The sequence below is a fragment of the Bradyrhizobium nanningense genome (genome assembly GCF_004114535.1).
GTDB classification, from domain to species: domain Bacteria; phylum Pseudomonadota; class Alphaproteobacteria; order Rhizobiales; family Xanthobacteraceae; genus Bradyrhizobium; species Bradyrhizobium nanningense.
This window is the reverse complement of the sequence record NZ_LBJC01000021.1, coordinates 44,078-66,903: the sequence shown is the minus strand read 5'-3', so window position 1 is coordinate 66,903 and position 22,826 is coordinate 44,078. Positions and strand designations below refer to the sequence as shown.

At 66.5% G+C, this 22,826-nt stretch carries 15 protein-coding genes; 10 read left to right on the top strand and 5 right to left on the bottom strand.

The window, feature by feature from the left end:
* Positions 1 to 71: 71 nt before the first annotated feature.
* Positions 72 to 2,015, bottom strand: coding sequence for a PAS domain S-box protein (locus XH84_RS16025; RefSeq protein ID WP_245471755.1), 1,944 nt, complete (start codon positions 2,013 to 2,015; stop codon positions 72 to 74).
* A gap of 342 nt (positions 2,016 to 2,357) precedes the next feature.
* On the opposite strand from XH84_RS16025, the gene thiD reads away from it, so the two are divergent.
* The 4 genes from thiD (at position 2,358) to XH84_RS16005 (ending at position 6,295) form a co-directional block, all read left to right on the top strand.
* A complete protein-coding gene (gene thiD, locus XH84_RS16020; protein ID WP_128916458.1) occupies positions 2,358 to 3,158 on the top strand; it encodes a bifunctional hydroxymethylpyrimidine kinase/phosphomethylpyrimidine kinase in 801 nt (266 codons plus the stop codon).
* Between the two features lie 224 nt (positions 3,159 to 3,382).
* Positions 3,383 to 4,195, top strand: a complete 813-nt coding sequence (locus XH84_RS16015; protein WP_128916459.1) for a UDP-2,3-diacylglucosamine diphosphatase — start codon at positions 3,383 to 3,385, stop codon at positions 4,193 to 4,195.
* A 13-nt stretch (positions 4,196 to 4,208) separates the two neighbouring features.
* Positions 4,209 to 5,249, top strand: coding sequence for a glycosyltransferase family 4 protein (locus tag XH84_RS16010; RefSeq protein WP_128916460.1), 1,041 nt, complete (start codon positions 4,209 to 4,211; stop codon positions 5,247 to 5,249).
* Positions 5,250 to 5,311: 62 nt separating this feature from the next.
* Entirely contained in the window at positions 5,312 to 6,295 is a 984-nt protein-coding gene (locus tag XH84_RS16005; protein WP_164935869.1) for a threonine/serine dehydratase family protein, read from the top strand.
* A gap of 330 nt (positions 6,296 to 6,625) precedes the next feature.
* Here the strand turns inward: XH84_RS16005 and XH84_RS16000 are convergent, their stop codons facing one another.
* Positions 6,626 to 8,419: a caspase family protein gene (locus XH84_RS16000; RefSeq protein WP_164935870.1), complete on the bottom strand. Its 1,794-nt coding sequence runs from the start codon at positions 8,417 to 8,419 to the stop codon at positions 6,626 to 6,628.
* A gap of 163 nt (positions 8,420 to 8,582) precedes the next feature.
* Between XH84_RS16000 and XH84_RS15995 the strand changes: the two genes are divergently transcribed.
* Both XH84_RS15995 and XH84_RS15990 read left to right on the top strand, forming a co-directional pair.
* Positions 8,583 to 9,026 carry an RbsD/FucU family protein gene (locus XH84_RS15995; RefSeq protein WP_128916463.1) on the top strand — a complete coding sequence of 148 codons (444 nt, stop codon included), beginning with the start codon at positions 8,583 to 8,585 and terminating at the stop codon, positions 9,024 to 9,026.
* A gap of 84 nt (positions 9,027 to 9,110) precedes the next feature.
* Complete coding sequence (locus XH84_RS15990; protein ID WP_164935871.1) at positions 9,111 to 9,470, top strand: hypothetical protein; 360 nt, start codon at positions 9,111 to 9,113, stop codon at positions 9,468 to 9,470.
* A 324-nt stretch (positions 9,471 to 9,794) separates the two neighbouring features.
* Here XH84_RS15990 and XH84_RS15985 read toward each other — a convergent pair whose 3' ends face one another.
* On the bottom strand, positions 9,795 to 11,228 hold the full coding sequence (locus XH84_RS15985) for a hypothetical protein (protein WP_164935872.1): 1,434 nt from the start codon (positions 11,226 to 11,228) through the stop codon (positions 9,795 to 9,797).
* A gap of 75 nt (positions 11,229 to 11,303) precedes the next feature.
* On the opposite strand from XH84_RS15985, the gene XH84_RS15980 reads away from it, so the two are divergent.
* Complete coding sequence (locus tag XH84_RS15980; protein ID WP_128916466.1) at positions 11,304 to 12,500, top strand: MFS transporter; 1,197 nt, start codon at positions 11,304 to 11,306, stop codon at positions 12,498 to 12,500.
* On the opposite strand, the gene dgcA is transcribed toward XH84_RS15980, so the two are convergent.
* Complete coding sequence (gene dgcA / locus XH84_RS15975; RefSeq protein ID WP_128916467.1) at positions 12,470 to 13,465, bottom strand: N-acetyl-D-Glu racemase DgcA; 996 nt, start codon at positions 13,463 to 13,465, stop codon at positions 12,470 to 12,472. The two genes, XH84_RS15980 and dgcA, sit on opposite strands and share 31 nt — an antisense overlap.
* A 134-nt stretch (positions 13,466 to 13,599) precedes the next feature.
* Between dgcA and XH84_RS15970 the strand changes: the two genes are divergently transcribed.
* Genes XH84_RS15970 through XH84_RS15960 form a run of 3 tightly spaced genes read left to right on the top strand, consistent with a single transcriptional unit; the run spans position 13,600 to position 16,420 of the window.
* Positions 13,600 to 14,733 carry an MlaE family ABC transporter permease gene (locus XH84_RS15970; RefSeq protein ID WP_128916468.1) on the top strand — a complete coding sequence of 378 codons (1,134 nt, stop codon included), beginning with the start codon at positions 13,600 to 13,602 and terminating at the stop codon, positions 14,731 to 14,733.
* Between the two features lie 2 nt (positions 14,734 to 14,735).
* The gene (locus XH84_RS15965; RefSeq protein ID WP_164935873.1) at positions 14,736 to 15,518 is read left to right on the top strand and encodes an ABC transporter ATP-binding protein; all 783 of its coding nucleotides are present in this window, start codon (positions 14,736 to 14,738) and stop codon (positions 15,516 to 15,518) included.
* A 29-nt stretch (positions 15,519 to 15,547) separates the two neighbouring features.
* Positions 15,548 to 16,420, top strand: coding sequence for an MlaD family protein (locus XH84_RS15960; RefSeq protein WP_128916470.1), 873 nt, complete (start codon positions 15,548 to 15,550; stop codon positions 16,418 to 16,420).
* Between the two features lie 389 nt (positions 16,421 to 16,809).
* On the opposite strand, the gene XH84_RS15950 is transcribed toward XH84_RS15960, so the two are convergent.
* Positions 16,810 to 22,452 (bottom strand): apolipoprotein A-IV repeat region-like domain-containing protein, encoded by a 5,643-nt coding sequence (locus XH84_RS15950; protein ID WP_128948487.1) that lies wholly within the window; start codon positions 22,450 to 22,452, stop codon positions 16,810 to 16,812.
* Positions 22,453 to 22,826: the final 374 nt, after the last annotated feature.

The following is a 22,826-nucleotide window of genomic DNA, read 5'->3' as shown; positions in this document are numbered from 1 at the left end:
GGCTAATAGGCCAAAACCGGCACGATTTAGCAAGCGGACTTGCTGGCCGCCAGATGCCGGGTCCGGCGACTCTAGGTCGCCACGGGCGCCGCGGCGAATGCGTCTCTGAGCCGCTGGGCGAGCTCGGCCTTGCGATAGGGCTTGGTCAGCACGATCGCCTGCGGGTGGGCGCGGCCCTGCTCGACCAGGGTCTCCAGTGCGTAGCCCGAGGTGAACAGGACCGGCAGCGAGGGGCGAATCTGCCGCGCCTGATCGGCGAGCTCCCAGCCGCTCATGCCGCCGGGCATCACGATGTCGGTGAACAGCATGTCGATGCTGGGGTCGGTGCGCAGCTGCTGCAAGGCCTCCTTGCCGTTGACCGCGGCGACGACGCGATAGCCGAGGGCTTCGACCCGTCGAATGACGGAGGAGCGAACGAACGGATCGTCCTCGGCGATCAGGATCGTCTCGTATCCCCGCGGCGCTGCGTCCTCGCCGTCGGAAAGGTCGGCCTGTGATTGTCCGGTGTCCGCGCGCGGCAGGTAGATCCGGACCGTCGTCCCAAGGCGTGTGTCGCTGTAGATCGAGACGTGGCCATTGGATTGCTTGGCGAAGCCATAGACCATGCTGAGGCCGAGACCCGAGCCTTTGCCGACTTCCTTGGTGGTGAAGAACGGCTCGAAGGCGCGCTGCGCGACTTCCGGCGTCATGCCTTCGCCGTCGTCGGTGATCGAGATCAACGCGTAACTGCCGGAGGCGACTTCGGGGTGCACGGCGCGATAATCGTCGTCGAGCGTCGTCGACTCCGTGCTCAGGGTCAGGTGACCTCCGGCCGGCATGGCATCCTGGGCGTTGAGCGCAAGGTTCAGCACGGCGGATTCGAGCTGGGCCCGATCTGCGAAGGCCAGGATCGTGCCGGGCCCGGAGGCCGTCGTGATCTCGATGTCCTCGCGCAAGGTGCGCTTGAGCAGCTTGAACATGGACTCGAGCAGGCCCCGGCAGTCAATCGTCTGCGGCTGCAGCAACTGGCGGCGGCTGAATGCGAGCAGCCGCTGCGTCAGCTCGGCGCCGCGCTCGCCCGACTGCGAGATGTCGTCGGCGAAGCGCCGCAGATCGGGCCTCGCCTTGAGCTGCTCGCTCAAATGCTCGGCGTTGCCGATGATGACGGTCAACAGATTGTTGAAGTCGTGAGCGATGCCGCCAGAGAGCTGGCCGACCGTCTCCATCTTCTGCGCCTGCTGAAGCTGCCGCTCGGTCAGCTTGCGCGCGGTCAGGTCGTGGACGATGCCGACGAAGATCAATTCGCCATCCTGCCGCGCCTGGCCGACCGACACGTCCATCGGAAAGGTCGATCCGTCCTTGCGCAGGCCGGTGGCCTCGCCGGCAGTCGCGAAATGCCTCGCAGGGCTGTCGGGCACAGCGCCCGCCTCGGGCATCAGCATCCTGACGTTCCGGCCCATCACCTCGTCCGCAGTGTAGCCGAACAGGCGCTCGCAGGCCGGATTGAACAGCAGGACGCGATCCTGCGCATCGAACAGGATGACGCCGTCGACTGCGGTCTCGACGATGGCGGTGAGGCGCGTCACGCTCTCGCGCATCGCACGCTGCGCGTCGCTGACCTGCTGGAGCAGCAGCGTGGCGTCGCGGCTCTTGATTTCCTCTTCCTCGAGCGCGGCCTGGACTTGGCGCAGCTCGAACGGCGAGGGGATCGTCAGGATCTTCGGCAGCAGCGGCCAGAGCGCGCCCGCCGTGACCACCGATGCCACCGCGGTCGCCGCCTTGACGATGCCCTCGATGCCATAGACTGGGACCCAGAGCGTGTAGATCGACAGCACATGAGTCAGGCCGCAGGCCATGATGAAGATCGCGAAGGCCCAGTAGACCCAGCCGAATTTGAGGTCGCGCCGCCTGGTGACCAGAATTGCGAGGGCAAACGGGATCGAAAAATAAGCGGCAGCGATGCAGGCGTCGGAGACGACGTGAAGCCAGATCAGCTCGGGTTCCCACAACAGGCAGATGCCGTGCGGCGAAAGCATGGACGAGTCGAGGAGACGTTCGAAGAAGGCCCACATCGTTCCACCCCAGCATTCCATTCCAGGCGGTCCCCGGGCCGGGGCGGCCCGGGACAGCGGTGTCGCCAGGCAGTTCCGCCACTGACGTCTCACGCATCGGCGAAGCAGTTCGCGACTATATCAAGGGCGCGGCGAGGTTGCATTTTCAAGCCCGTATCGTTGCGGGCGCTGGGGCCCGCCGTGTCCGCCTGATTCGGACTGGGCGCCACGGCGCGAATCAGGCCGGCTGCCGCCGGCGGCTTGCCGGTGTTCCACGGCCGCGCTAGGACAGGCCATGGCGTCCGTATCCAGCAAACGTGCCCGGCGATGACGACCCCGGTCGCACTCACCATCGCCGGTTCCGATTCGAGCGGCGGCGCCGGCATCCAGGCCGACTTGAAGACCTTTGCCGCGCTCGGCGTCTACGGCGCGTCCGTCATCACGGCCTTGACCGCGCAGAACACGCGCGGCGTCAGCGGCATCCACGCGGTGCCGGCGCAATTCGTCACCGAGCAGATCGATGCGGTGTTCTCCGATCTCGAGATCGGCGCGGTGAAGATCGGCATGGTGCCCCAGGCCGGCAGCATCGACGCGATCGCGGCCGCGCTGTCGCGCTGGTCGCCGCGGCACGTCGTGCTCGATCCCGTGATGGTTGCGACGTCAGGGGATCGTCTGCTCGCCGCGGAAGCCGTCAATGCCCTGCGCACAAAACTGATACCGCTGGCGTCGGTGATCACGCCGAATCTGCCGGAGGCCGCGGCTCTGCTCGACGAGCCGGTCGCGGCGAGCGAGACGGAGATCGAAAGCCAGGGACGGCGCCTGCTGACCGTCGGCTGCCGTGCGGTCCTGATCAAGGGCGGCCACGGCGAGGGCGCCGAAAGTATCGACTATCTCGTCGATGCCGACAACATGCTCGCGCTCACCGCGCCGCGCGTGGCGACCCGCAACACCCATGGCACCGGCTGCTCGCTATCCTCGGCGGTCGCGGCGGGGCTGGCCAAGGGCGAGGATCTGGCAAGCGCCGTGCGCAACGCCAAGGCCTGGATCAGCGCGGCGATCGCCGCCGCCGACCGTTTCAGCATCGGACACGGCCACGGCCCGATCCATCATTTTCACAGGTTCTACTGACGGCCTTCCCTAGCGATCTCGCCGCTCAGGTGGCGCAAAGCGCCATCCGCCGTGGGCCTGCCCTCCTGGGGGGCGAGAGCCCTCCTGCGGCGCCATGTCGCCTGATTGTCGCATGCGGCTGATATTCGCAGGAAGGGCGAGGCTAGGTGTGATTCGTATCTGAGCGTGCCTCGAGGGTCCAATCGGTCATCCCCCTGTCACGGGACATTGTTACAGGCTGGCGCATGGGAAGTTACGATGTGAGTGACGAGAGCCCGGAGCGGCGCTTTCGCACGTTGTTCATCTCCGACGTTCATCTCGGAGCCCGCGGTTCTCAAGCCGATCTTCTGCTCGACTTCCTGCGCTACCATGACGCCGACACGATCTATCTCGTCGGCGACATCGTCGATGGCTGGGCGCTGAAATCGAGCTGGCTCTGGCCGCAATCGCACAACGACCTCGTGCAGAAGCTGCTGCGCAAGGCGCGCAAGGGCGCCAAGGTCATCTACATCCCCGGCAATCACGACGAGTTCCTGCGCAACTATTACGGCACCCATTTCGGCGGCATCGACGTGGTCGAGAATACCGTCCACACCGGCGTCGACGGTAAGCGCTATCTCGTCATCCACGGCGACATCTTCGATCTCGTGGTGCAGAACGCGCGCTGGCTCGCCCATCTCGGCGACAAGGCCTACGATTTCGCGATCCAGATGAATCGTTTGGTCAACTTCTTCCGCCGCCTGTTCAAGGTGCCCTATTGGTCGCTGTCGCAATGGGCCAAGCAGAAGGTCAAGAACGCGGTCAATTATATCGGCGCATTCGAGCAGGCGCTTGCTGCCGAGGCGCGGCGGCACGACGCCGACGGCGTGATCTGCGGCCACATCCACTACGCCGTGATTCGCGACGAGGGCGGCATTCGCTACATGAATTGCGGCGACTGGGTCGAGAGCTGCACCGCGCTCGTCGAGCACGACGACGGCCATTTCGAGATCATCACCTGGGCGGATCATCTGCAGAAGCCGGCAGCCGTCCCGCAGGTTGCAGCCAGAGCTGCATAACAGAGGCCGCCTGATGCGCATCCTGGTCGCGACCGACGCCTGGCACCCGCAAGTCAATGGTGTGGTTCGGACGCTGACCAAGCTCGCTGATGCTGCCGAGGGGCTCGGCGTCGAATTTGTGTTCCTGACGCCGCAATCGTTCCGCACCTTCGCGATGCCGAGCTATCGCGATGTGCGCCTCGCAATGCCAAGGCCCGCCAGAATCGCAAAGCTGATCGAGGAGGCACGTCCCGACAGCATCCACATTGCGACGGAGGGGCCGATCGGCTTGATGGTCCGCCGCTATTGCCGCCAGCGCAGGCTGCCGTTCACGACCAGTTTCCACACCCGCTTTCCCGAATATGTCCGCGCCCGCGTGCCGGTGCCGGGCTCGCTGATCTGGCGGGCGCTGCGCCGCTTCCATGCCCCCAGCCGCGCCGTGATGGCGGCCACCCCTGCGCTCGCCCGCGAACTGACCGAGCGCGGGTTCGACAATGTCGTGCTGTGGCCGCGCGGTGTCGACACCCATGTGTTCCATCCGCGCGCCATCGACCTCTGCCTGCCGGCACCGGTGTTCCTGTCGGTCGGCCGCGTCGCGGTGGAGAAGAATCTCGAAGCCTTCCTCGATCTCGATCTGCCCGGCACCAAGGTGATCGTGGGTGACGGTCCAGCGCGTGCCTCGCTGGAAGAGGCCTATCCCGATGCGATCTTCCTCGGCGAGAAGCACGGCGAGGCGCTGGCGGAGATCTATGCGGCTGCCGATGTGTTCGTATTCCCGAGCAAGACCGACACGTTCGGCCTGGTCCTGCTGGAGGCGCTGGCGAGCGGCCTGCCGGTCGCGGCCTTTCCGGTGAAGGGCCCCCGCAACGTGATCGGCGACGCCCCGGTCGGCGCCCTCGATCACGATCTGCGCAGCGCCTGCTTCGCGGCGCTCGATATCTCCCGGCAGGACTGTGTCGAATTCGCCGCCAACTACACCTGGGAAGCCTCGGCGAGGGCTTTTGTTGACAGTATCCAGGCGGTGGGGGCCGGGCCGGGCCGGGACGGCACGGAACAGTCGCGCTTCGTCGCCTAAAGGACGATTTCCTCGCGCGGAGGTGTCTTGCCCGCGGCTCAATGGCCGCGATAAGGTCGGTCATGACCGAACAGCTTCTCCCGATCGGCCCGGCCGACATCGATGCCGCAGCGCGCGTGATCGCGCCCTACGCCATCCGCACCCCGCTGTTATCCTTTCCGGTTCTCAACGAGCGGGTTGGCGCGAAGGTGTTCCTGAAGCCGGAGATGCTCCAGCGCACCGGCTCCTTCAAGTTCCGCGGCGCCTTCAACAAGGTGTTCTCGATCCCGCAGGACAAGCGCGCCGGTGGCGTCGTCGCGTTCTCCTCCGGCAACCACGCCCAAGGCGTGGCGGCGGCGGCAAAAATCCTCGACATGCAGGCGACTATCGTGATGCCTGCGGATGCGCCGCTGTCCAAGCGCGAGCGCACCAAATCATACGGCGCCGAGGTCGTGCTCTATGATCGTGACAAGGACGACCGCGAGGCGATCTCGCGCGGCATCGCCGAGAAGCGCGGCGCGACGCTGGTCAGACCTTACGACGATCCCTTCGTGATCGCAGGGCAGGGCACCGCCGGCCGCGAGATCGCGGAAGACATGGCAACGCTTGGTCTAAGCCCCGACATCGTGGTGGCGCCGGCCTCCGGCGGCGGCCTGATCGCGGGCGTCGCGACCGCGGTGAAGGCACGCTATCTCCTGGCCGAGATCGTGGTGGCCGAGCCCGAGGCGTTCGACGATCACGGCATTTCGCTGAGCGCGGGCCATCGCGAGCCGCACCCGCCTGCAGGCCGCACCATCTGCGACGCGCTGATGGCCCTGATCCCGGGCGAGATGACCTTTGCGATCAACAGCAAGCTTTTGGCGCGCGGCGTCACGGCGTCTGATGCTGAAGTGGGAGCCGCCGTCGCGTTCGCCTATCGCGAGCTGAAGCTGGTGGTCGAGCCGGGCGGCGCAGTGGGCCTCGCCGCACTGCTCGCGGGCCGCCTCGACGTCGCGGGCAAGAACGTGGTCATCGTGCTCTCCGGTGGCAATGTGGACGCGGATCTGTTCGCCGAGTTGGTGGCCTAGCCGTCATTCCGGGGCACGCGAAGCGTGAGCCCGGAATCCATTTCCCCACCGTCTCTGCCGCACAATGGATCCCTGGCCTGCGCCTCACGGCGCATCCCGGAATGACAAGGCGTGAGATGAAGAAGGGGCAGAGCGTCGCCGCTCTGCCCCTTTCTTTGTGTCCGTTGGCTTCGAACTATCCGCTTGCTCGGTGCAACCTCTCTCGCTTGCGGGAGAGGTCGACACGCAGTGCCGGGTGAGGGCTTTTTCCCCTTGGGGATTGTCCCGTTGTGGAGAGACCCTCTCCCCAACCCTCTCCCGCAAGCGGGAGAGGGGGCGCACTTCGCGCGATCAGTGCATGAAGCTTCGGCGAGTGTCGCCGCCACCCGTGCTCGGCGCCTGGTTCATCGACTGGCGGAAGTTGTTGTTGAACGTGCGGCTCGGCGTCGTGTTGAGCTGCGGACGGGTGTTCTGCACCTGCACCTTGTTCACCGGGTTGTCGTTGAGCTTGACGATGCCGGTGTTGCCGTTGTTGACGCGGATCGGATTGTTCTGCGTCTGAACGGGCTTCACGCCGACAGTCGCGCCGCCCTTGCCGACATTCACCGGCATGCTCACGATCTTGCCCGGCTTGCCGTTGGCGTTGCTGCCGTTCGGTGCGGTGTTGGTCGCAGGCAAGGTGACGATCTTGCCGGTGCCGCCATTGTTGGTCGTGTTGGTCGGCGCGGGCAGGATGATGATCTTGCCCGGGATCTGCGACGGCGTGCCGTTCTGCTGGTTCGGCTGGTTGTTGTTGCCCGAGGGCAGGTTGACGATCTGGCCGCCATTGCCGAGCTTGCCGATGACATTGCCGTCGACCGGCTTCTGCACGACCGGCAGGTTGCCGGTGATCTGGCCGCCGCCATTGCCCTGCTGCATCAGCGGCATGTATTTGGGCTGACCGAGATTGCCGATCTTGAAGGTCGGAGCAATGTTTTGCGGAGCCAGGAACTGGGTCGCCTGCATCAGGGGAATCTGCTTCGGCTGCGCCTGGAGCTTCAGCGCCATTTGCGCATAGGGGCTGTTGCCGTATCTGTCATAGAAGGTCTTGTAGCCGAGCGGCGAGTTCACGAGCACGGCGTTGTGCCAGGCCTGCGAGAGCAGGAGGTTCGACAGCAGCCAGCGGATGTGGTCGCACAGCGGGTCCTGCGGATACATCTGGATGAACTCCTGATAGTACTCCGGCCGGCCCTCGGACACGACGTAGTCATAGGCCTGGCGCGTCGAACGGTTCGGCAGATTGGAGGCCGTCTGCACGACGGGTGCCCTGACCGGCGCGCGGTTGGCGGCGACCACGGTGTCACCGAAGAAGGTGAAGTCACTCGTCAGCGACGAGCTCTCCCACGGGATCTGCGCGCCGCTGGTGGTCTGGTTCACCTGCAGGCGGACGCGCTTGAACAGCTGCTCGATCGGCACGTTCGGCTCGCGCGCGACGTTCAGGAAGGCTTGCGTGTAGGGGCTGTGGCCGCCCGTGCCGTCGAGCGCCTCGGCGCCCGGCGCAGTCGAGTAGCCGACGATCGAGCCGTTCGGCGCATCGACGATGGCAAGGCCGCGGCCGGCGTCGTTGACTTGCGGGAACGGGTTGTTGCGGCAGGCATCGAGGATGACGATGCGCATGCGGCTCGGGATGGTCTCCAGCGTCGACATCACGTCGACGAGCCGCACCGAATTGTTGACGAGCTCGGTCGGATTGGAGACCTTCGCATCGACCGGAACGAGATAGTTCTCACCGGCGAGCTGCACGCCGTGACCGGCGTAATAGACCATCGCCACCGTGTTCGGACCGCGCGAAGCGACCTTGGCGGAAAAGTCCTGCACCACGCGCAGCATGTCGTTCTGGGTCAGGTCGGTCGCTGCGACCACGTCGAAGCCGGCGGAGTTCAGGAACTGCGCCATCGACTGCGCATCATCGTCGGGGTTCGCAAGCTGCGGCGCATTCTGGTACTTCGCATTGCCGATCACCAGCGCAACCCGCTGCTCCGGGCCTTGCAGTGCGGTGGGGGGAGGCTGGACCGGGGCAACTTGCGCGGAAACGGGGCCGCAGGCGAAGCCGAACAGGCTTCCCACAAGGCCGGCCGTCATCAGCAAAGGCTTCAGGCGGAACATGGCGTGCTCCTTTGGCACTGATCTCGATGCGAGTTTGGTTGCGGCGAAGGCTGGCCGCGTTCGAGTTTAAAGTCCGTGATCGCTGTCACCATGATCCCTCCGTGATCTGAATCACGCTTGGAACGTGCTATGGTTAGCGATCGATGAGAGGAACCGCCGTCACATGCTGAAATCGATCGATCCGATCCTGACGCCCGACCTGCTCTGGCTGCTGGCTTCCATGGGCCACGGCGACGATCTCGTGGTCGTCGACGCCAACCACCCGGCCACGCACATCGCCCGCTCTACATCGTCGCAGCGCCTGATCCAGCTGCCGGGCATGACGATGGAGACGGCCGTCCGCGCCATCATGTCGGTCTACCCGCTCGACGATTTCGATCCCGATCCGGTGCGCGTGATGACACCGATCGACGATCCCGATCGCGTGCCCGACGTGCAGCGCGCGGTGCTGGCCGAGATCGAACGCGCCGGCGGCGGTCCCGTCAGTCCCGGCAAGCTCTCGCGGGCGGATTTCTATCGCGCGGCAGCGGCGGGCTTTGGCGTGGTGCAGGTCGGCGACAGCAGGGGGTACGGCTGCTTCCTGATCAGGAAGGGCGTGATCGGTTAGGCGGAATCATTCTGCGCGAGGTTGCGCAGGACCTGCACCCGAATTTGAATGGCCTCCGCGCAACCGACCGACTATTGTCGATTCATGTCGCGCATTGTGTGTCTAATTGTTGCCATCGTCCTGTCGCTGCTGCCGGTTGTCGCGTCCGCTGCGTCAACTCAAAAGCGCCCCAAGCAGGCCTGGCAAGGCTACGGCTTCCTGCCGGGCTATCGCCAGCCGCTGAGCAACAGCATTCCGCTCTACAAGCAGAAGGATGCGATGCGCCGAGTGTCGCGCGCCGACCGGCGCCACTGGTACATCGATCCGGTTCCGCAATATTACCGCTGGGACGGCGAGTGGCACTATTTCGGCCGCCCGGGCTTCAACGGCGGCCGCTACAATGGCGGCAGTTTTGGCCCGTGCTGGACGCGCACGCCGATCGGGGCGGTGTGGAATTGCGGGTGATGAGGCGCTGACAGCGCGTACGCGTCATTGCGAGCGCAGCGTGTTCCCGTCATTGCGAGCGCAGCGAAGCAATCCAGAATCCCTCCGCGGAAAGAACTCTGGATTGCTTCGCTGCGCTTGCAATGACGATGCGGGAAGAGCGCGCGCATCAATACTCGCCTCGTGCCCCGGACGCAGCGCAGCGCTAACCCGGCGATGCGAAGCATCGTCCGGTCAGCGGTGCGCTGCAGAGCCGGGGCCCATGTTGCAGTAGAACTCGTGGCTCCTAGGTCCCGGATCTGCGCTTCGCTTGTCCGGGACACGAAAGTGAGTACGCAGCTCCCCTTACGAGAAGAACGCGATCTTCTCGGCCTGGGTCATGCGGCGGATCGGCGCGAGGGGATCGTTGGCGGGCGCGCGGGGCTTTTGCAGAATGCCGCTGGCGAGGATGGTGGCCCCGAGCGAGGGCTCGGACGAGGACGCGGACAGAGGCGAGGGCGCGGTCAGCGTCGTGGCTGGCGCCGCGGCGAAGGTGGCACTGGCCGCCATCGCCGGGGCCTGCTGCTCCATCACTTCGGCGGCGGCCTCCGCGATGGCGTCGGTGAGGCGCGCGAGCGAGTCCATCGCGATCGGCGCGTCCGCCGGGTGCTCTTCCGCAACCGGGGCGGCGACTGGCTCTGTTGCGATCGGCTCGGCAAGCTCGGCGGCGAAAGGCGCTGCGGGCTCCGCGGGCATCGGCTCCGGAACAGCCGCTTCCATCTCGACCGGCGCGATGATCTCGTCGAACTCCGGATCGGGCGCAGCCATCTCGAGCGCGATGGCTTCGAGCACGGCGTCGTCCTCGGCTTGCGCGGCCGCATCGAGTGCGAACGCGTCGGCGACTTCCGCGAAGGCGGTAGGTTCAGTCCCCGGCTCTTCAAACGAGGCGTCTTCAGCCGCCGGATCTGCAGGCGCGACATTTTCCAGCGCGACCTGACCGAGCGCGGCGTTTTCGACGGCGGTCTGATTTTCAGTCGAAATCTCCGGCGCGACGGCCGTGTCCAGTGCCTGCTCGGCAGCGGCGAACGCTTCGGCGACGCTGGCCGCTGCTACTTCGGGCTGGGCACTTGCTGCGACGTCCTGTAGCGGCTCCGTAAAAGCCACGGGTGCCTCGCTGGCCATCGCCGCCGGCGCGGTCTCGACAGGCGCTTCGGCGGCGGATGACGGGGCTTCCTGCACCGGAGCTGCCACCTGCTGCTTTGCGCCGCCCTCGGTCTGGTCGACCCGATCCTTCAGCAGGTCGAAGGCGATCTTGAGCTCGACACGGGGATCGATGGTGGAGGCCTGTCCGCAGGCGGCCTCGATCGAGGCGAGCTGCGAATCAATGAGGTCGCAGATTCGCCCGTCGGCGCCGATCTCGCGCCAGCGCCAGGAGATCTCCTTGATGATGCGTACCCCGCGCGGGATCGGCGCGAGGCTCGCCTCGATCGCCGCGGGGTCGAACGCCGCAAGCGCAATCGTCTCGGCCTCGCGGATCGCGCGGCGGATCTCGACAAGCGCCTCGGGCAGGCGGTCCTCGACGACCGGTTGTCGCTGCGCCGCAAGGGTTTCTTCGATCTTCGCGACCGCGTCGAGCACCATGCGGGTGTCGGCATTGCGGTTGCGCTTGGCGTACTCGCCGAGGAACCAGCGGCCGCGCGCCGTCTCCATGAAGGCTTCGCGGATCGCGTCGTAATCCTGCTCGTTCGGCTCCGCCGCGCGGGCAGACATGGGCGAGAGGGCGAATGCTTCGTTGGCCATGGCGATCTCGTCGCGCAAATCACTGCGCGTTATTGTAACGATCACCACGATATCGACCGAATCGCAATTGGTTTGATGCCCTCCGAATCACAAATCCCCATCGCGGCATCCAGGAAGCGGCGATTCGCCGTCAGCCTCGCCCTGTTCTATTCGGCCGTCTTCGCGGTTTCGGGCACGCATCTGCCGTTCTTCCCGGTGTGGCTGAAGGGAAACGGCATCGACGCGGCCTGGATCGGGCTCATCAACGCGCTGCCGGCGATCACGCGCTTCACCACGCTGCCGCAAGTGACCGCCTTTGCCGAAAAGCGACACGCCATCCGCGCCGCCATCATGGTGTCGGTGCTGGCGACAGCGATCGGCTTTACGGCGGTCGGCCTGCAGCAGCAGCCGCTGGCGCTGTTCCTGATTTACGCGCTGACCTGCATGATGTGGACGCCGACGATGCCGCTGACCGATGCCTATGCGCTGCGCGGCGTCGCCCGTTACGGGCTCGACTACGGACCGTTGCGACTGTGGGGCTCGGCGGCCTTCGCCGCCGGCTCGCTCGCCTGCGGCTATCTCGTCGACGTCATCGCCGCGCGCGACCTGATCTGGATCATCGTCGCATGGGCCGTCGTTGCGGTCGCAGCCAGCCTGCTGCTTCAGCCGCTCGACGACATCAGGCGCAAAACGACGGAGAGGCATGCCGGCAAGGCGCTGCTGCGCGATGCCGGCTTCTGGGCGGTCATCGTCTCGGCGGCGCTGATCCAAGGCAGCCACGTCGCCTATTACACCTTCTCGGCCATCAACTGGCAGCTCCATGGAATCAGTGGGCTGACGATCGCGGGGCTGTGGACGCTGGGCGTGATCGCGGAGATCGTTGTGTTCGCGCTGTCGCCGCGCTTCTCGTTGCATCCGTCCACCATGATCGCGATCGGAGGCTTGAGCGCCGTGGTGCGCTGGATCGTCACCGCCAATGAGCCGCCGCTCGCACTGCTCGCGATCGTGCAGCTCGGCCACGGCTTCACCTTCGGCATGACCATCGTCGGCACGATGAACCTGCTGGTGCAGCGCGTGCCGCCGCATCAGATCGCGCGAGGGCAGGGCTATTATGCCGCGTGCAACGGCCTCTTGGGCGCCACGACTTCGATCGCGTCAGGCGCGATCTACGCCCGCATCGGCGACGGCCTGTATTACGTCATGGCGGCGATGGCCGCTGGCGGCGCGCTGGCGATCTGGTCGGCGCGGCACCGGCTCATGGCTCAGCCCCAGAGCGAGACGTCCGGCGGATAGACCAGGCTGTCATCGTAACGCAGCCCATGGTCGCGGTCGCGCGCCAGCAACAGCGGGCCGTCGAGATCGACGAAGCGCGCCTGCGGCGTCACCAGCATGGCCGGCGCCATCGACAGCGAGCTCGCGACCATGCAGCCGATCATGATCTCGAAGCCGAGCGCCTGCGCCGCATCGGCCATTGCCAGCGCCTCGGTGAGGCCGCCGGTCTTGTCGAGCTTGATGTTCACGGCGTCGTAGCGGTCGCGTAGGGAGGCAAGGGAGCTGCGCGTATGCACGCTCTCGTCGGCGCAGACGGCGAGCGGCCGTTTGATCCGCGCCAGCGCCTCGTCCTTGCCGGCCGGCAGCGGCTGCTCCACCAGGGTGACGCCGACGGCGGCGCAGGCGGCGAGGTTGGCTTCCAGATTGGCCTCGGTCCAGGCCTCGTTGGCGTCGACGATCAGCTCGGATTCGGGCGCGGCCTTGCGCACCGCCGCGATCCGCATCCCATCGCCGTCGCCGCCGAGCTTGATCTTGAGCAGCGGCCGGTGGGCCGCTTTGGCGGTCGCGGCGGCCATGTCCTCGGGGGTCCCTAACGAGATCGTGTAGGCGGTGGTCCGCTCGCCCGGCACCGGGCGCTGGAGCAGGTTCCAGGCCCGCTGGCCGGCCGCCTTGGCCTCCAGGTCGATCAGGGCACAATCCAGGGCGTTGCGGGCCGCACCGGGCGCCATGGCGGCCTGCAAGGCCTGCCGCGAGATACCGTCGGCGACGGCCTGCTGCATGGCCTGGATGGCCGCGAGCGTCGCCTCCGGCGTCTCGCCATAGCGGGGATAGGGCACGCACTCGCCGCGGCCGGTCAGCCCCTCCCGGCTGACCTCCGCGATAACCGTCACGGCCTCGGTTTTGGCCCCGCGGCTGATGGTAAAGCTGCCCGCGATCGGGAAGCGCTCGATTCGCGCCGCCAGGGCAGCAAATTTCATGGAAGTCATTTTGAACTCTGGCGAAATCTGAACCTGCTAGTTACCTCTAGCAACTAACATTAACCACTTGGGGATACCTTCTCTGGGTAAGGGCGCGTGCGCAACTCTCTGATTTTCTCCGCCCCGGCACGGGAGCGGACATCTTGAACAGCGATCCGAAGCTGGAACGGATTGCCAAGGGCAACGCGCTGGCACTTTGCGCCACTGGGACCTGGACCGCGAGCTTTGCGCCGGTCCTGGAGCGGATGGTGGCCGACGCCGAGAAGCTCGCCGGCACCCCGCAAAGCATCTTCATCGACGTCTCCGAAATCGCCAAGCTCGACACGTTCGGCGCCTGGCTGATCGAGCGGCTGCGCCGCAGTCTGACCAAAGGGCCGGTCGAGGCGCAGATCGCGGGGCTGTCGGCCAATTATTCCAGCCTCGTGGACGAGGTGCGGCGGGTCAGGGCGACGGCGGTGGTCGACAGCAGCCCGATCACCATCACCGGCATGCTGGAGCAGATCGGCCGGAGCGTGGCCGGCGTGGCCGGCACGGTCGCGGGCCTCATCGACATGCTCGGCGCCGTGCTCGCGGCCGGATTTCGCATCCTGATCCATCCGCGCTCGTTCCGCCTGACCTCGACCGTGCATCACATGGAGCAGGTGTGTTGGCGCGCGGTGCCGATCATCGTGTTGATCACCTTCCTGATCGGCTGCATCATCGCTCAGCAAGGCATCTTCCATTTCCGGAGATTCGGCGCCGACATCTTCGTGGTCGACATGCTCGGCGTGCTGGTGCTGCGCGAGATCGGCGTGCTCCTGGTCGCGATCATGGTCGCAGGACGCTCCGGCAGCGCCTACACCGCCGAGCTCGGCTCGATGAAGATGCGCGAGGAGATCGACGCACTGCGCACCATGGGCTTCGATCCGATCGAGGTTTTGGTGCTGCCGCGTATGATGGCCCTCGTGCTGGCGCTGCCGATCCTGGCTTTCCTCGGCGCGATGGCCGCGCTCTATGGCGGCGGGCTCGTGGCCTGGCTCTATGGCGGGGTCGAGCCCGAGGCCTTCCTGCTGCGCCTGCGCGATGCCATCTCGATCGATCATTTCATTGTCGGCATCGTCAAGGCGCCCGTAATGGCCGCCGTGATCGGCATCGTCGCCTGCGTCGAAGGCCTCGCGGTGCAGGGCAGCGCGGAATCGCTGGGACAGCACACCACGGCCTCGGTGGTGAAGGGCATCTTCTTCGTCATCGTCATGGACGGCATCTTCGCCATCTTCTTCGCCTCGATCGGGATGTGACGATGGCAAGAGAAGCTCAAAGCGAAACTCAAAATCCCATCATCCGCGTCCGCGACATCACCGTGCAGTTCGGCTCGACACGCGTGCTCGACGGCCTCAACCTCGACGTCAAGCGCGGCGAGATCCTTGGCTTCGTCGGTCCGTCCGGCGCGGGCAAGTCGGTGCTGACGCGCACCATCATCGGCCTGGTGCCGAAGGTCGCAGGCTCCATCGAGGTGTTCGGCGTCGACCTGGATTCCTCCAACACCTCGCAGCGCCGCAACGTCGAGCGGCGCTGGGGCGTCTTGTTCCAGCAGGGCGCGCTGTTCTCCTCGCTGACCGTACGGCAGAACATCCAGTTTCCGATGCGCGAATATTTGCGGGTCTCGCAGCGGCTGATGGACGAGATCACCATGGCCAAGCTCACCATGGTCGGCCTCAAGCCCGAGGTTGCCGAGCGCTTCCCGTCCGAACTCTCCGGCGGCATGATCAAGCGCGTGGCGCTGGCGCGCGCGCTGGCGCTCGATCCGGACCTCGTCTTCCTGGACGAGCCGACCTCGGGCCTCGATCCGATCGGCGCCGGCGACTTCGACGAGCTGGTCAGGACGCTCCAGCGCACTTTGGGGTTGACGGTTTTCATGGTAACCCACGATCTCGACAGCCTTTACACCGCATGCGACCGCATCGCCGTTTTAGGGAACGGTAAGATCATTGCGGCAGGGTCGATCGCCGACATGCAGGCCTCGCAGCATCCCTGGTTGAGGCAGTATTTCCATGGCAAGCGCGCCCGCGCGGTCATGGCTTGAGTAGCTGGGATGAGTAGCCGGAGCACCTGATGGAAACGCGGGCGAACTACGTGTTGATCGGATCGTTCACGCTGGCGGTGATCGCCGCGGCGATCGGCTTCGTGCTGTGGTTTCAGTCGCTGCACACCACCAAGCAGCGCAGCCCCTTGCGCGTCGTGTTCGAGGGCCCGGCGGCGGGCCTGCGCAATGGCGGCAGCGTCAACTTCAACGGTATCCGGGTGGGTGAGGTGGTCTCGGTGAAGCTGGACAACCCGCGGCGGGTTGTCGCACTGGCCATGATCGAGAACAACGCCCCGATCCGCAAGGACACCCTGGTCGGCCTCGAATTCCAGGGCCTCACCGGGGTTGCCGCCATCTCGCTCAAGGGCGGCGACGAAGCGGCGGCCTCGCCGCCGCTCGACCAGGACGGCATCCCGACGCTCACCGCCGATCCCAACAAGCTGCAGGACGTCACCGAGGCGATCCGCGGCACGCTGCAGAACATCAACAAGATCGTCGCCGACAATCAGGAGTCCGTGAAGAACTCGCTGAAGAATCTCGAGACCTTCACCAATTCGCTCGCGCGCAATTCCGAGAAGATCGACGGCGTGATGGCCAAGGTCGACGGCGTCATGCTCAAGGCCGACAATCTCATGCTCGGCCTCAACACGCTCGCCGGCGGCAAGGACGGCGGCGAGCTGTTCCAAGCGGTGAAGTCGATCCGCGAGCTCGCCGACGATTTCGACAAGCGCTCCGGCGCGCTGATGGCCGACGGCCGCCGCACCCTCGGCGACATCAGCCGCGCCGTGAACAATTTCGACCGCAACCCGACCCGCGTGCTGTTCGGCGCCAGTAACGGCAGCGCGCCGTCTCCGCCGCCTGAGCCGCCGAAGCCGGCGGCGGCCGCGAGCGGCCGGCGGTAGGAGTAAGAGGCGAGTAAGTTCGCGCCGCTGTCACCTCGTCATTGCGAGCGTAGCGAAGCAATCCAGACTGTCTCCCAGGAAGCAGTCTGGATTGCTTCGTCGCAAGGGCTCCTCGCAATGACGAGAGTGTAGCCGCCGCAACGTAATCACTCTTGTGTCCCGGACGCGCTGCAACGCTCTTGCGTTGCTGCGCAGAGCCGGGACCCAGAAGGCCACACCGTACGCCGCCGCGACATGGGCCCCGGCTCTGCAGCGCACCACGTCGCAAGGGGCGACGTGCTGCGCTGCCTCCGGCGCACGGGAGCGAGAATGACGCAAAACAAAAACGGAGCCCCGCGAGGAGCTCCGTTTTTCATTTGCTATTCGCCACTCGCCAATCGCGAGCTGCTCTACCCCAGCCGTCCCGCCGCATGCGCCAGCAGCGTGTACACGAGACCCGTCTCCGAGGTCAGGTGGCTGCGCAGCTCCTGCGGGCCGCGGCCGTCGCGGGCGACTTCGTCGAGCAGGCGCTCGAACTCGGCGACGTAGCGGTCGACCGTGGCCTTGAAGTTGCGGTCGGTGCGGTACTTGCGGGCGACCTCGTCGAAGGCCTTCTGGCCGGCGGGCGTGTAGAGGCGCTTGGTGAACGCCTTGTTCTCGCCGCGCTGGTAGCGGTCCCACATCTCGGCGGCGAGGTTGCGGTCCATCAGCCGGCCGATGTCGAGCGACAGCGATTCCAGCGGATTGGCGCTTGCCTGCGGGGCCTGCGGCTGCGGCGCGGGGGCGGCGCGGCCGCGCGGGGCCTCGCGGCCGGTCGGGGCGCCCTGATTGGCGTCCGTCCGGTTGAGCAGGTCCGACAGCCAGCCGTCACGGCCCTGGTCGCTGCCCGCGGGCGCGACCGGCGGCGCCTCGGTGCGGCGCGAGGGCGCCGGCATGCCGAGGTCCGGCGGCGGCAGCGTCGAGGCGCTGCCGGTGTCTCGCATGCGGGTCTCGGCGGCGCGAGCGCCCGCAACGGCCATCATCGGCTCATCCTGGCGCTGGACGGCGACGGAAGCGCGGCCCGCCGTGGAGACGTCGAGGCCGCGGCCGTGCTGGGCCACGATGCGGTTGAGCTCGGCGAGGGCCTCGATCTGGTCGACGATCACCTTGCGCATCTGCGCCGTGCTCTCGGCGGCCTCCTGCGGCATCTCGAGCACGCCGCGACGCAGCTCGTTGCGGGTGGCTTCGAGCTCGTTGTGCATCTCGAAGGCCATCTGCTTCATGCTGGAGACGAGGTTGGTGAACTTCTCGGTCGACTGCTTGAACATCGCATCCGCCTCGTCGGTGGTCTGGCGGTAGATGTCGTGCATCGCCTCGATGGTCTGGCGGTGCTCCTCCTCGGACGCCACGCGCACCGCCTCGAACTGGCGGGTGATCGCGGCGGAGCCTGCGCCGGCGGTCTCGGCGACGACGCGGGCGATGTCGCGGGCACGCTCTTCGGCCGCGGCCAGCGATTCGTCGAGCAGGCCGGTGAAGCGCGACAGCCGCTGGTCGAGATCGGCGGTACGCAGGTCGATCGTGGTGACCAGCGATTCCAGCGCCTGCTTGCGTTCGGCGAGCGAGGCGGTGGTATTCTTGTTGCTCTGCTCGACGACCTGCGCGGCGTCGACCAGTGCCTTGCCGTGCGCGTCGAACTGGGTCGACAGCTCGCCGAGATCCTGCAGCGCCTTCGTGGTCTTGCTGTTGAAGACGTTGAGCTGCTCTTCCAGGTTCTGCGTCGCCGCGCCGTTGCGCGAGGTGACGTCGTTCATCGCCGAGACGAAGTCGGCGACGCGCGTCACCAGCGCCCGTTCGAGCGAGTTGAGGTTGTCGTGCGCACCGGTCAGCACCTCCTGGAGCAGGATGTTGCCTTCGCGCAGACGCTCGAACAGCGCGACCGTGTCGGTGCGCAGGATCTTGCTGGTCTCCTGCATCTCGGTGACGGCCGCGACCGAGACCTGGCGCGACTGGTCGATCGCGGAACGCGAGGCCTGCTCGAGATCCTTGAGCGACTTGCCGACCGCGCTGGTGGCGATCTCGCTCGCCGCGTTGATGGTGCGGGCGACTTCCGAGCCGTTGCCCATCATGGTCTGCGAGAAGGCCTGGCCGCGCGTCTCGATCGACTTCAGCGCGTCCGAGGTGACGCGGTCGATGTCGAGCGTGAGCTGGCTGGTCTTCGAGCCGATCGCGTCGACCAGCGCGCCACGCTTGGCGTCGATCATGTTCGACAGACGGTCGGCCTGCTGCTGCACGTAGGTGACGATCTCGTCGGTCTTGCCGGTCATGGCCTGGCCGAAGCTGGAGCTGGCGGCGAGCACCGAACGCTCGACGTCGGCCGAGCTCGACTTGACCCGCGAGCTCGCCTCGTTGGAGGCCGAGATCAGCGCGTTCTGGGCGTTGAGCGCGCTGGTCTGGATGTCGTTGGTCGCGTTCGCGGTGGCCGCGCTCAGCGTGCGCTCGATCTCGGTCGAGATCGTGCGGATCTGGCTGGCGGCGTCCGCCGAGGTCGAGGTCAGCGAGGTCTGGGCCTCACGGGCGCTGTTGAGGATGGTCGAGGCGGTGTCGGCGCCGACTGCGGTCAGCGTGCGCTCGATGTCCGTGGTCAGCGACTTGATCTGGCTCGCCGCGTCGGTCGACGCGGAGATCAGCGAGCCCTGGGCCTCGCGCACGCCGCTGGTGAGCGCCTCGATGGTGGCGCCGCCGGCGGTCGCCAGCGCGCGCTGCATCTCTGCCGCGAGCGAACGGACCTGGCTGGTCTGCTCGGCCGAGACCGCGAGCAGGGTGCTCTGGGCGTCGCGGGCGCTGGTGGTGATCGTCTCGGCGGTCGACTGACCGACCTGCGAGAGCGAACGATGCACTTCGGCCGCGAGCGACTTGACCTGGCTGGCCGCATCCGAGGATGCCGTGACCAGCGTGCTCTGGGCTTCGCGGGCGCCGCCCATGATGGTTTCGGCCGTCGAGGTGCCGGCCATGCTGAGCGAGCGCTGCACGTCCGAGGACAGCGCCTTGATCTGGTTGGCAGTCTCGGCCGAGGCCGCGATCAGCGTGCTCTGCGCGTCGCGGGCGCCGGCGGTGATCGATTCCGCCGTGGTCGTGCCGGCCAGCGACAGCGAGCGCTGCACGTCGGCGGTGAGCGTCTTGACGTGGTTGGCCGCATCCGAGGACGCCGTGACGAGGGTGGTCTGCACCTCGCGGGCGCCGGCCAGGATCGAGGCCGCGGTGGCCGAGCCTGCCGCCGACAGCGTGCGCTCGACGTCGGCCGCGAGCCCCTTGATCTGGTTGGAGGCTTCGCCCGACGCTGCGACCAGCGTCGACTGCGCCTCGCGGGCGCTGCTCAGGATCGAGTTTGCAGAACCGGTGCCGGCCGCGGTCAGCGCGCGCTCGACCTCGGCGGAGGTCATCTTGAGCTGGGCGTTGACGTCGGAGGAAACCGTCATCAGAGACTGCTGGGCGGTGCGCGCACCGGTCTGGATCGTCTCGCTGGTGTTGACGACGAGGTTGGTGAGCGAGCGCTCGGCGTCTTCGACATGCGAGCGGATCGCGGTCGAGATCATCTCGGCGCGGGACATCATGTCCTCACTGGCCTGGCGACCGCTGCTTTCGATGCGGCCGGCAACGGCCTCGACGCGCGAGCCGAGCAGGTCTTCGAACTGCGCCACGCGGACGTCGATGTCGCTCGCGACCGAGCCGACCTTGGTCTCGATGGCCTGCTGGATATCCTGGAACCGCGCCGTGACCGTGTCGGTCAGATGCATGCTGCGACCGTCGATGATCTCGGCGACGCCGGTGATGCGGCGGTCGACCGCTTCGATCGCCTGCGCGGTGCCGTCCGTGAGCGTTGAGGTGAGTAGCGTCAGACGCGTGTCGATCGACTGTACGGCCTGCGAGGCGCCGTTGGTCACCGTGGTGGTCAGGTAGGTGAGGCGGTTATCGATGGACTCGAGCGCCTGCGACGCGCCGCCGGTGAGCGTCGTCGTGAGATGGGTCAGCCTCGTGTCGATTGACTGGATGGTCTGGGACGCGCCGTCGGTCAGCGACGCCGTTAGGTGGGTGAGGCGGCGGTCGATTGACTGGATCGCCTGCGCGGCGCCGTCGGTGAGCGACGAGGCGAGCGTGTTGATGCGCCCGTCGATCGTCTCGGTCATCGACTGCGCACGGGTGTCGAACGAGTGTTCGAGCGCGGTGACGCGGCCGCCGATCTGTTCGTCGAAAGTCTTGATGTGGTTTTCGATCGTGGAGTCGAGGCCGGCGATCTTGCCGTTCAGAGAGGCGTCGAAATTGCTGACGCGTTCGCCGATGGTGGTCTCGAACTGCACCAGGCGCTGGTCGAGGATCGCGGTGATCTCGCCGCCGTTGGCGGTGAAGCGGGTGTCGAAATTGTCGACATAGGTCTTCAGCGACTCGTGGATGTCCTGCGTGCGCTGGCCCATGCGCTCGACGATCTCGCCGCCGAAGGTCTTCACGGTGCGGTCGAACTCGGAGATGTGGCGCGTGATCAGGGCGCCCAGCGTGCCGGAGTCGCGGGCGAACTTCTCGACCAGCTCGGTGCCCTGGTTCCTGACCAGCTCGTCGAACGCGCTCATCTGCAGCGACAGCGAGTCGTGCGCGGTCTCGGTCTGGCTGACGACCTTGGCGACGAGGGTGTTGACGGTGGCGTCGAGCGCCTCGCTCGCCTTGTCGCCGCTCGTCATGATCTGGCCGGCGAGGCGGTTGCCTGCGTCGTCGATCTTGGCGGAAAGGTCGTTGGAGCGCAGCTCGAGCTCGAGCAGCAGCGAGTCCGAGGAGTTCTTCAAGGAATCGTGCACCTGCTCGGTGCGCTCGGAGATGCCGTCGACGATCGCAGCGGAGCGCTGTTCGAATTCGCCGGTGATGCGGTCGATGCGCTCGTTCAGCATCTCGTGGACGCGGTCGGCGAGGTCGACGAACTCGTCGTGGACGTGGCCGGTCTTGAAGTTGAGGCTGGTGGTCAGCCGCTCGCTGGCGTCGAGCACGGCGCGCGTCGTCTCGTTGCTGGCCTCCTCGAGGCGGTCGAGCAGGTCGCCGCCGCGTTCGCCGAGCGCCAGGATCATGTTGTCGCCGGCATTGCTCAGCGCGCTGGTGATGTGGGCGCCGCGCTCCTCAAGCGCGCCGGTGATGGACTTGGCGACCTCGTCGACGCGCGAGGCGATCGCGTCCGAGATCAGCGCGATGTCGTGGCGCAAATCGATCTGCACGCCGGAGATGGCGCTGCGGACCTGCTCGGCCTGGCCGACCAGATTGTCGCGTTGATGCGCGATGTCCTGGAGCAGGGAGCGGATGCGCACCTCGTTGTCGGAATAAGCGCGCTCCAGCGCGGCGACCTCGTTGGCGACCAGCGTCTCGAGCTCGCCGGCGCGCGCGATCGCGCGCTCGATGCCGTCGCCCATCGCCGCGACTTCACGGCGGATGGCCTGGCCGACGGTGACCATGGAATCGGAGGCCGAGCCCTCGGGCTCGGAGAAGCGGATCGCGACCTGCGCCATCGCCTGCGCGATCATGCGCATTTCCTGGCCGCGCCAGACCAGGCTCGCGAGGAAGTAGAACAGCATGATCGGCGCGAAGAACATCGCGATCAGGCCGGCAATGACGAGCACGCCGCCGCTCTGGCCCATGGCGGCCTGGATCGAGGGCAGGAAGCCGAACGTCAGCGCGGCGCAGGCAGCGAGCCAGACGCCGGCGAAGATGGTGGCGAAGGTATAGACGCTGCGGGCAGGGCGGCCCTTCTGAAGCGCCTGCAGCAGCTGGCCGATGGTCTCGCGGTCGTCGTTGGCGGCGCGACGCGAAGCGCGCGGCTCCTCGACCGGGTCGAACACGGTCGACCGTTCGTTGGCGGCAGGGCGCGGCTCGAAGCTCGGTTCGTCGAAGATCGGGGGCGGTGCCACCGACGGCGCCGTCTCGTTGCGCATCGAGGCGTTGCGGCTGGTGTCCGCGGCCGTGTCGCTGATGTTCAGGGCTTCCTGGATCGCAGAAAGCGCAACTTCTGTGGGGTCTTTGACCTTTTTCGGAGTGTTCGCCATGTTCAGTCCGAGCCCTCGTTACTTATACGCGTCCCCCCGCGAGCCCTGCGCGCTACGCAAGCCCACAGACCGGATCATGCCGCTTGCGCGGATCGCCGAGCCGTCCCCACCCGGACGGCTTGTCCGCCAATTTCTGCAACATCCTATTGGCAGAGCGTCGCGAATGAAATGCCCGCGATTAAGACAATCTTAATCATCCTTAATCATCGTTAACAGGATCGCGCCGTAACGCCTTAGCAATAAATGAAATTCTCCACGGAACTCGGCCGATTGCGGCAACTTTTCGTCAATAAACTGGCAGAACTGCGTCCCTGACCCCAAACATTTCGTTAACCATTTCCATGTTTGGGTGAGGTGAACTCACCGCCGGACCG

Coding starts and splice junctions, on each gene's coding strand:
- XH84_RS15950 (WP_128948487.1), bottom strand. CDS start 22,452: ATGGCGAACACTCCGAAAAAGGTCAAAGACCCCACAGAAGTTGCGCTT.
- XH84_RS15960 (WP_128916470.1), top strand. CDS start 15,548: ATGGAAACGCGGGCGAACTACGTGTTGATCGGATCGTTCACGCTGGCG.
- XH84_RS15980 (WP_128916466.1), top strand. CDS start 11,304: ATGCCCTCCGAATCACAAATCCCCATCGCGGCATCCAGGAAGCGGCGA.
- XH84_RS15990 (WP_164935871.1), top strand. CDS start 9,111: ATGTCGCGCATTGTGTGTCTAATTGTTGCCATCGTCCTGTCGCTGCTG.
- XH84_RS16010 (WP_128916460.1), top strand. CDS start 4,209: ATGCGCATCCTGGTCGCGACCGACGCCTGGCACCCGCAAGTCAATGGT.
- XH84_RS15985 (WP_164935872.1), bottom strand. CDS start 11,228: ATGGCCAACGAAGCATTCGCCCTCTCGCCCATGTCTGCCCGCGCGGCG.
- dgcA (WP_128916467.1), bottom strand. CDS start 13,465: ATGACTTCCATGAAATTTGCTGCCCTGGCGGCGCGAATCGAGCGCTTC.
- XH84_RS16005 (WP_164935869.1), top strand. CDS start 5,312: ATGACCGAACAGCTTCTCCCGATCGGCCCGGCCGACATCGATGCCGCA.
- XH84_RS16025 (WP_245471755.1), bottom strand. CDS start 2,015: ATGCTTTCGCCGCACGGCATCTGCCTGTTGTGGGAACCCGAGCTGATC.
- XH84_RS15995 (WP_128916463.1), top strand. CDS start 8,583: ATGCTGAAATCGATCGATCCGATCCTGACGCCCGACCTGCTCTGGCTG.
- thiD (WP_128916458.1), top strand. CDS start 2,358: ATGACGACCCCGGTCGCACTCACCATCGCCGGTTCCGATTCGAGCGGC.
- XH84_RS16000 (WP_164935870.1), bottom strand. CDS start 8,419: ATGTTCCGCCTGAAGCCTTTGCTGATGACGGCCGGCCTTGTGGGAAGC.
- XH84_RS15965 (WP_164935873.1), top strand. CDS start 14,736: ATGGCAAGAGAAGCTCAAAGCGAAACTCAAAATCCCATCATCCGCGTC.
- XH84_RS16015 (WP_128916459.1), top strand. CDS start 3,383: ATGGGAAGTTACGATGTGAGTGACGAGAGCCCGGAGCGGCGCTTTCGC.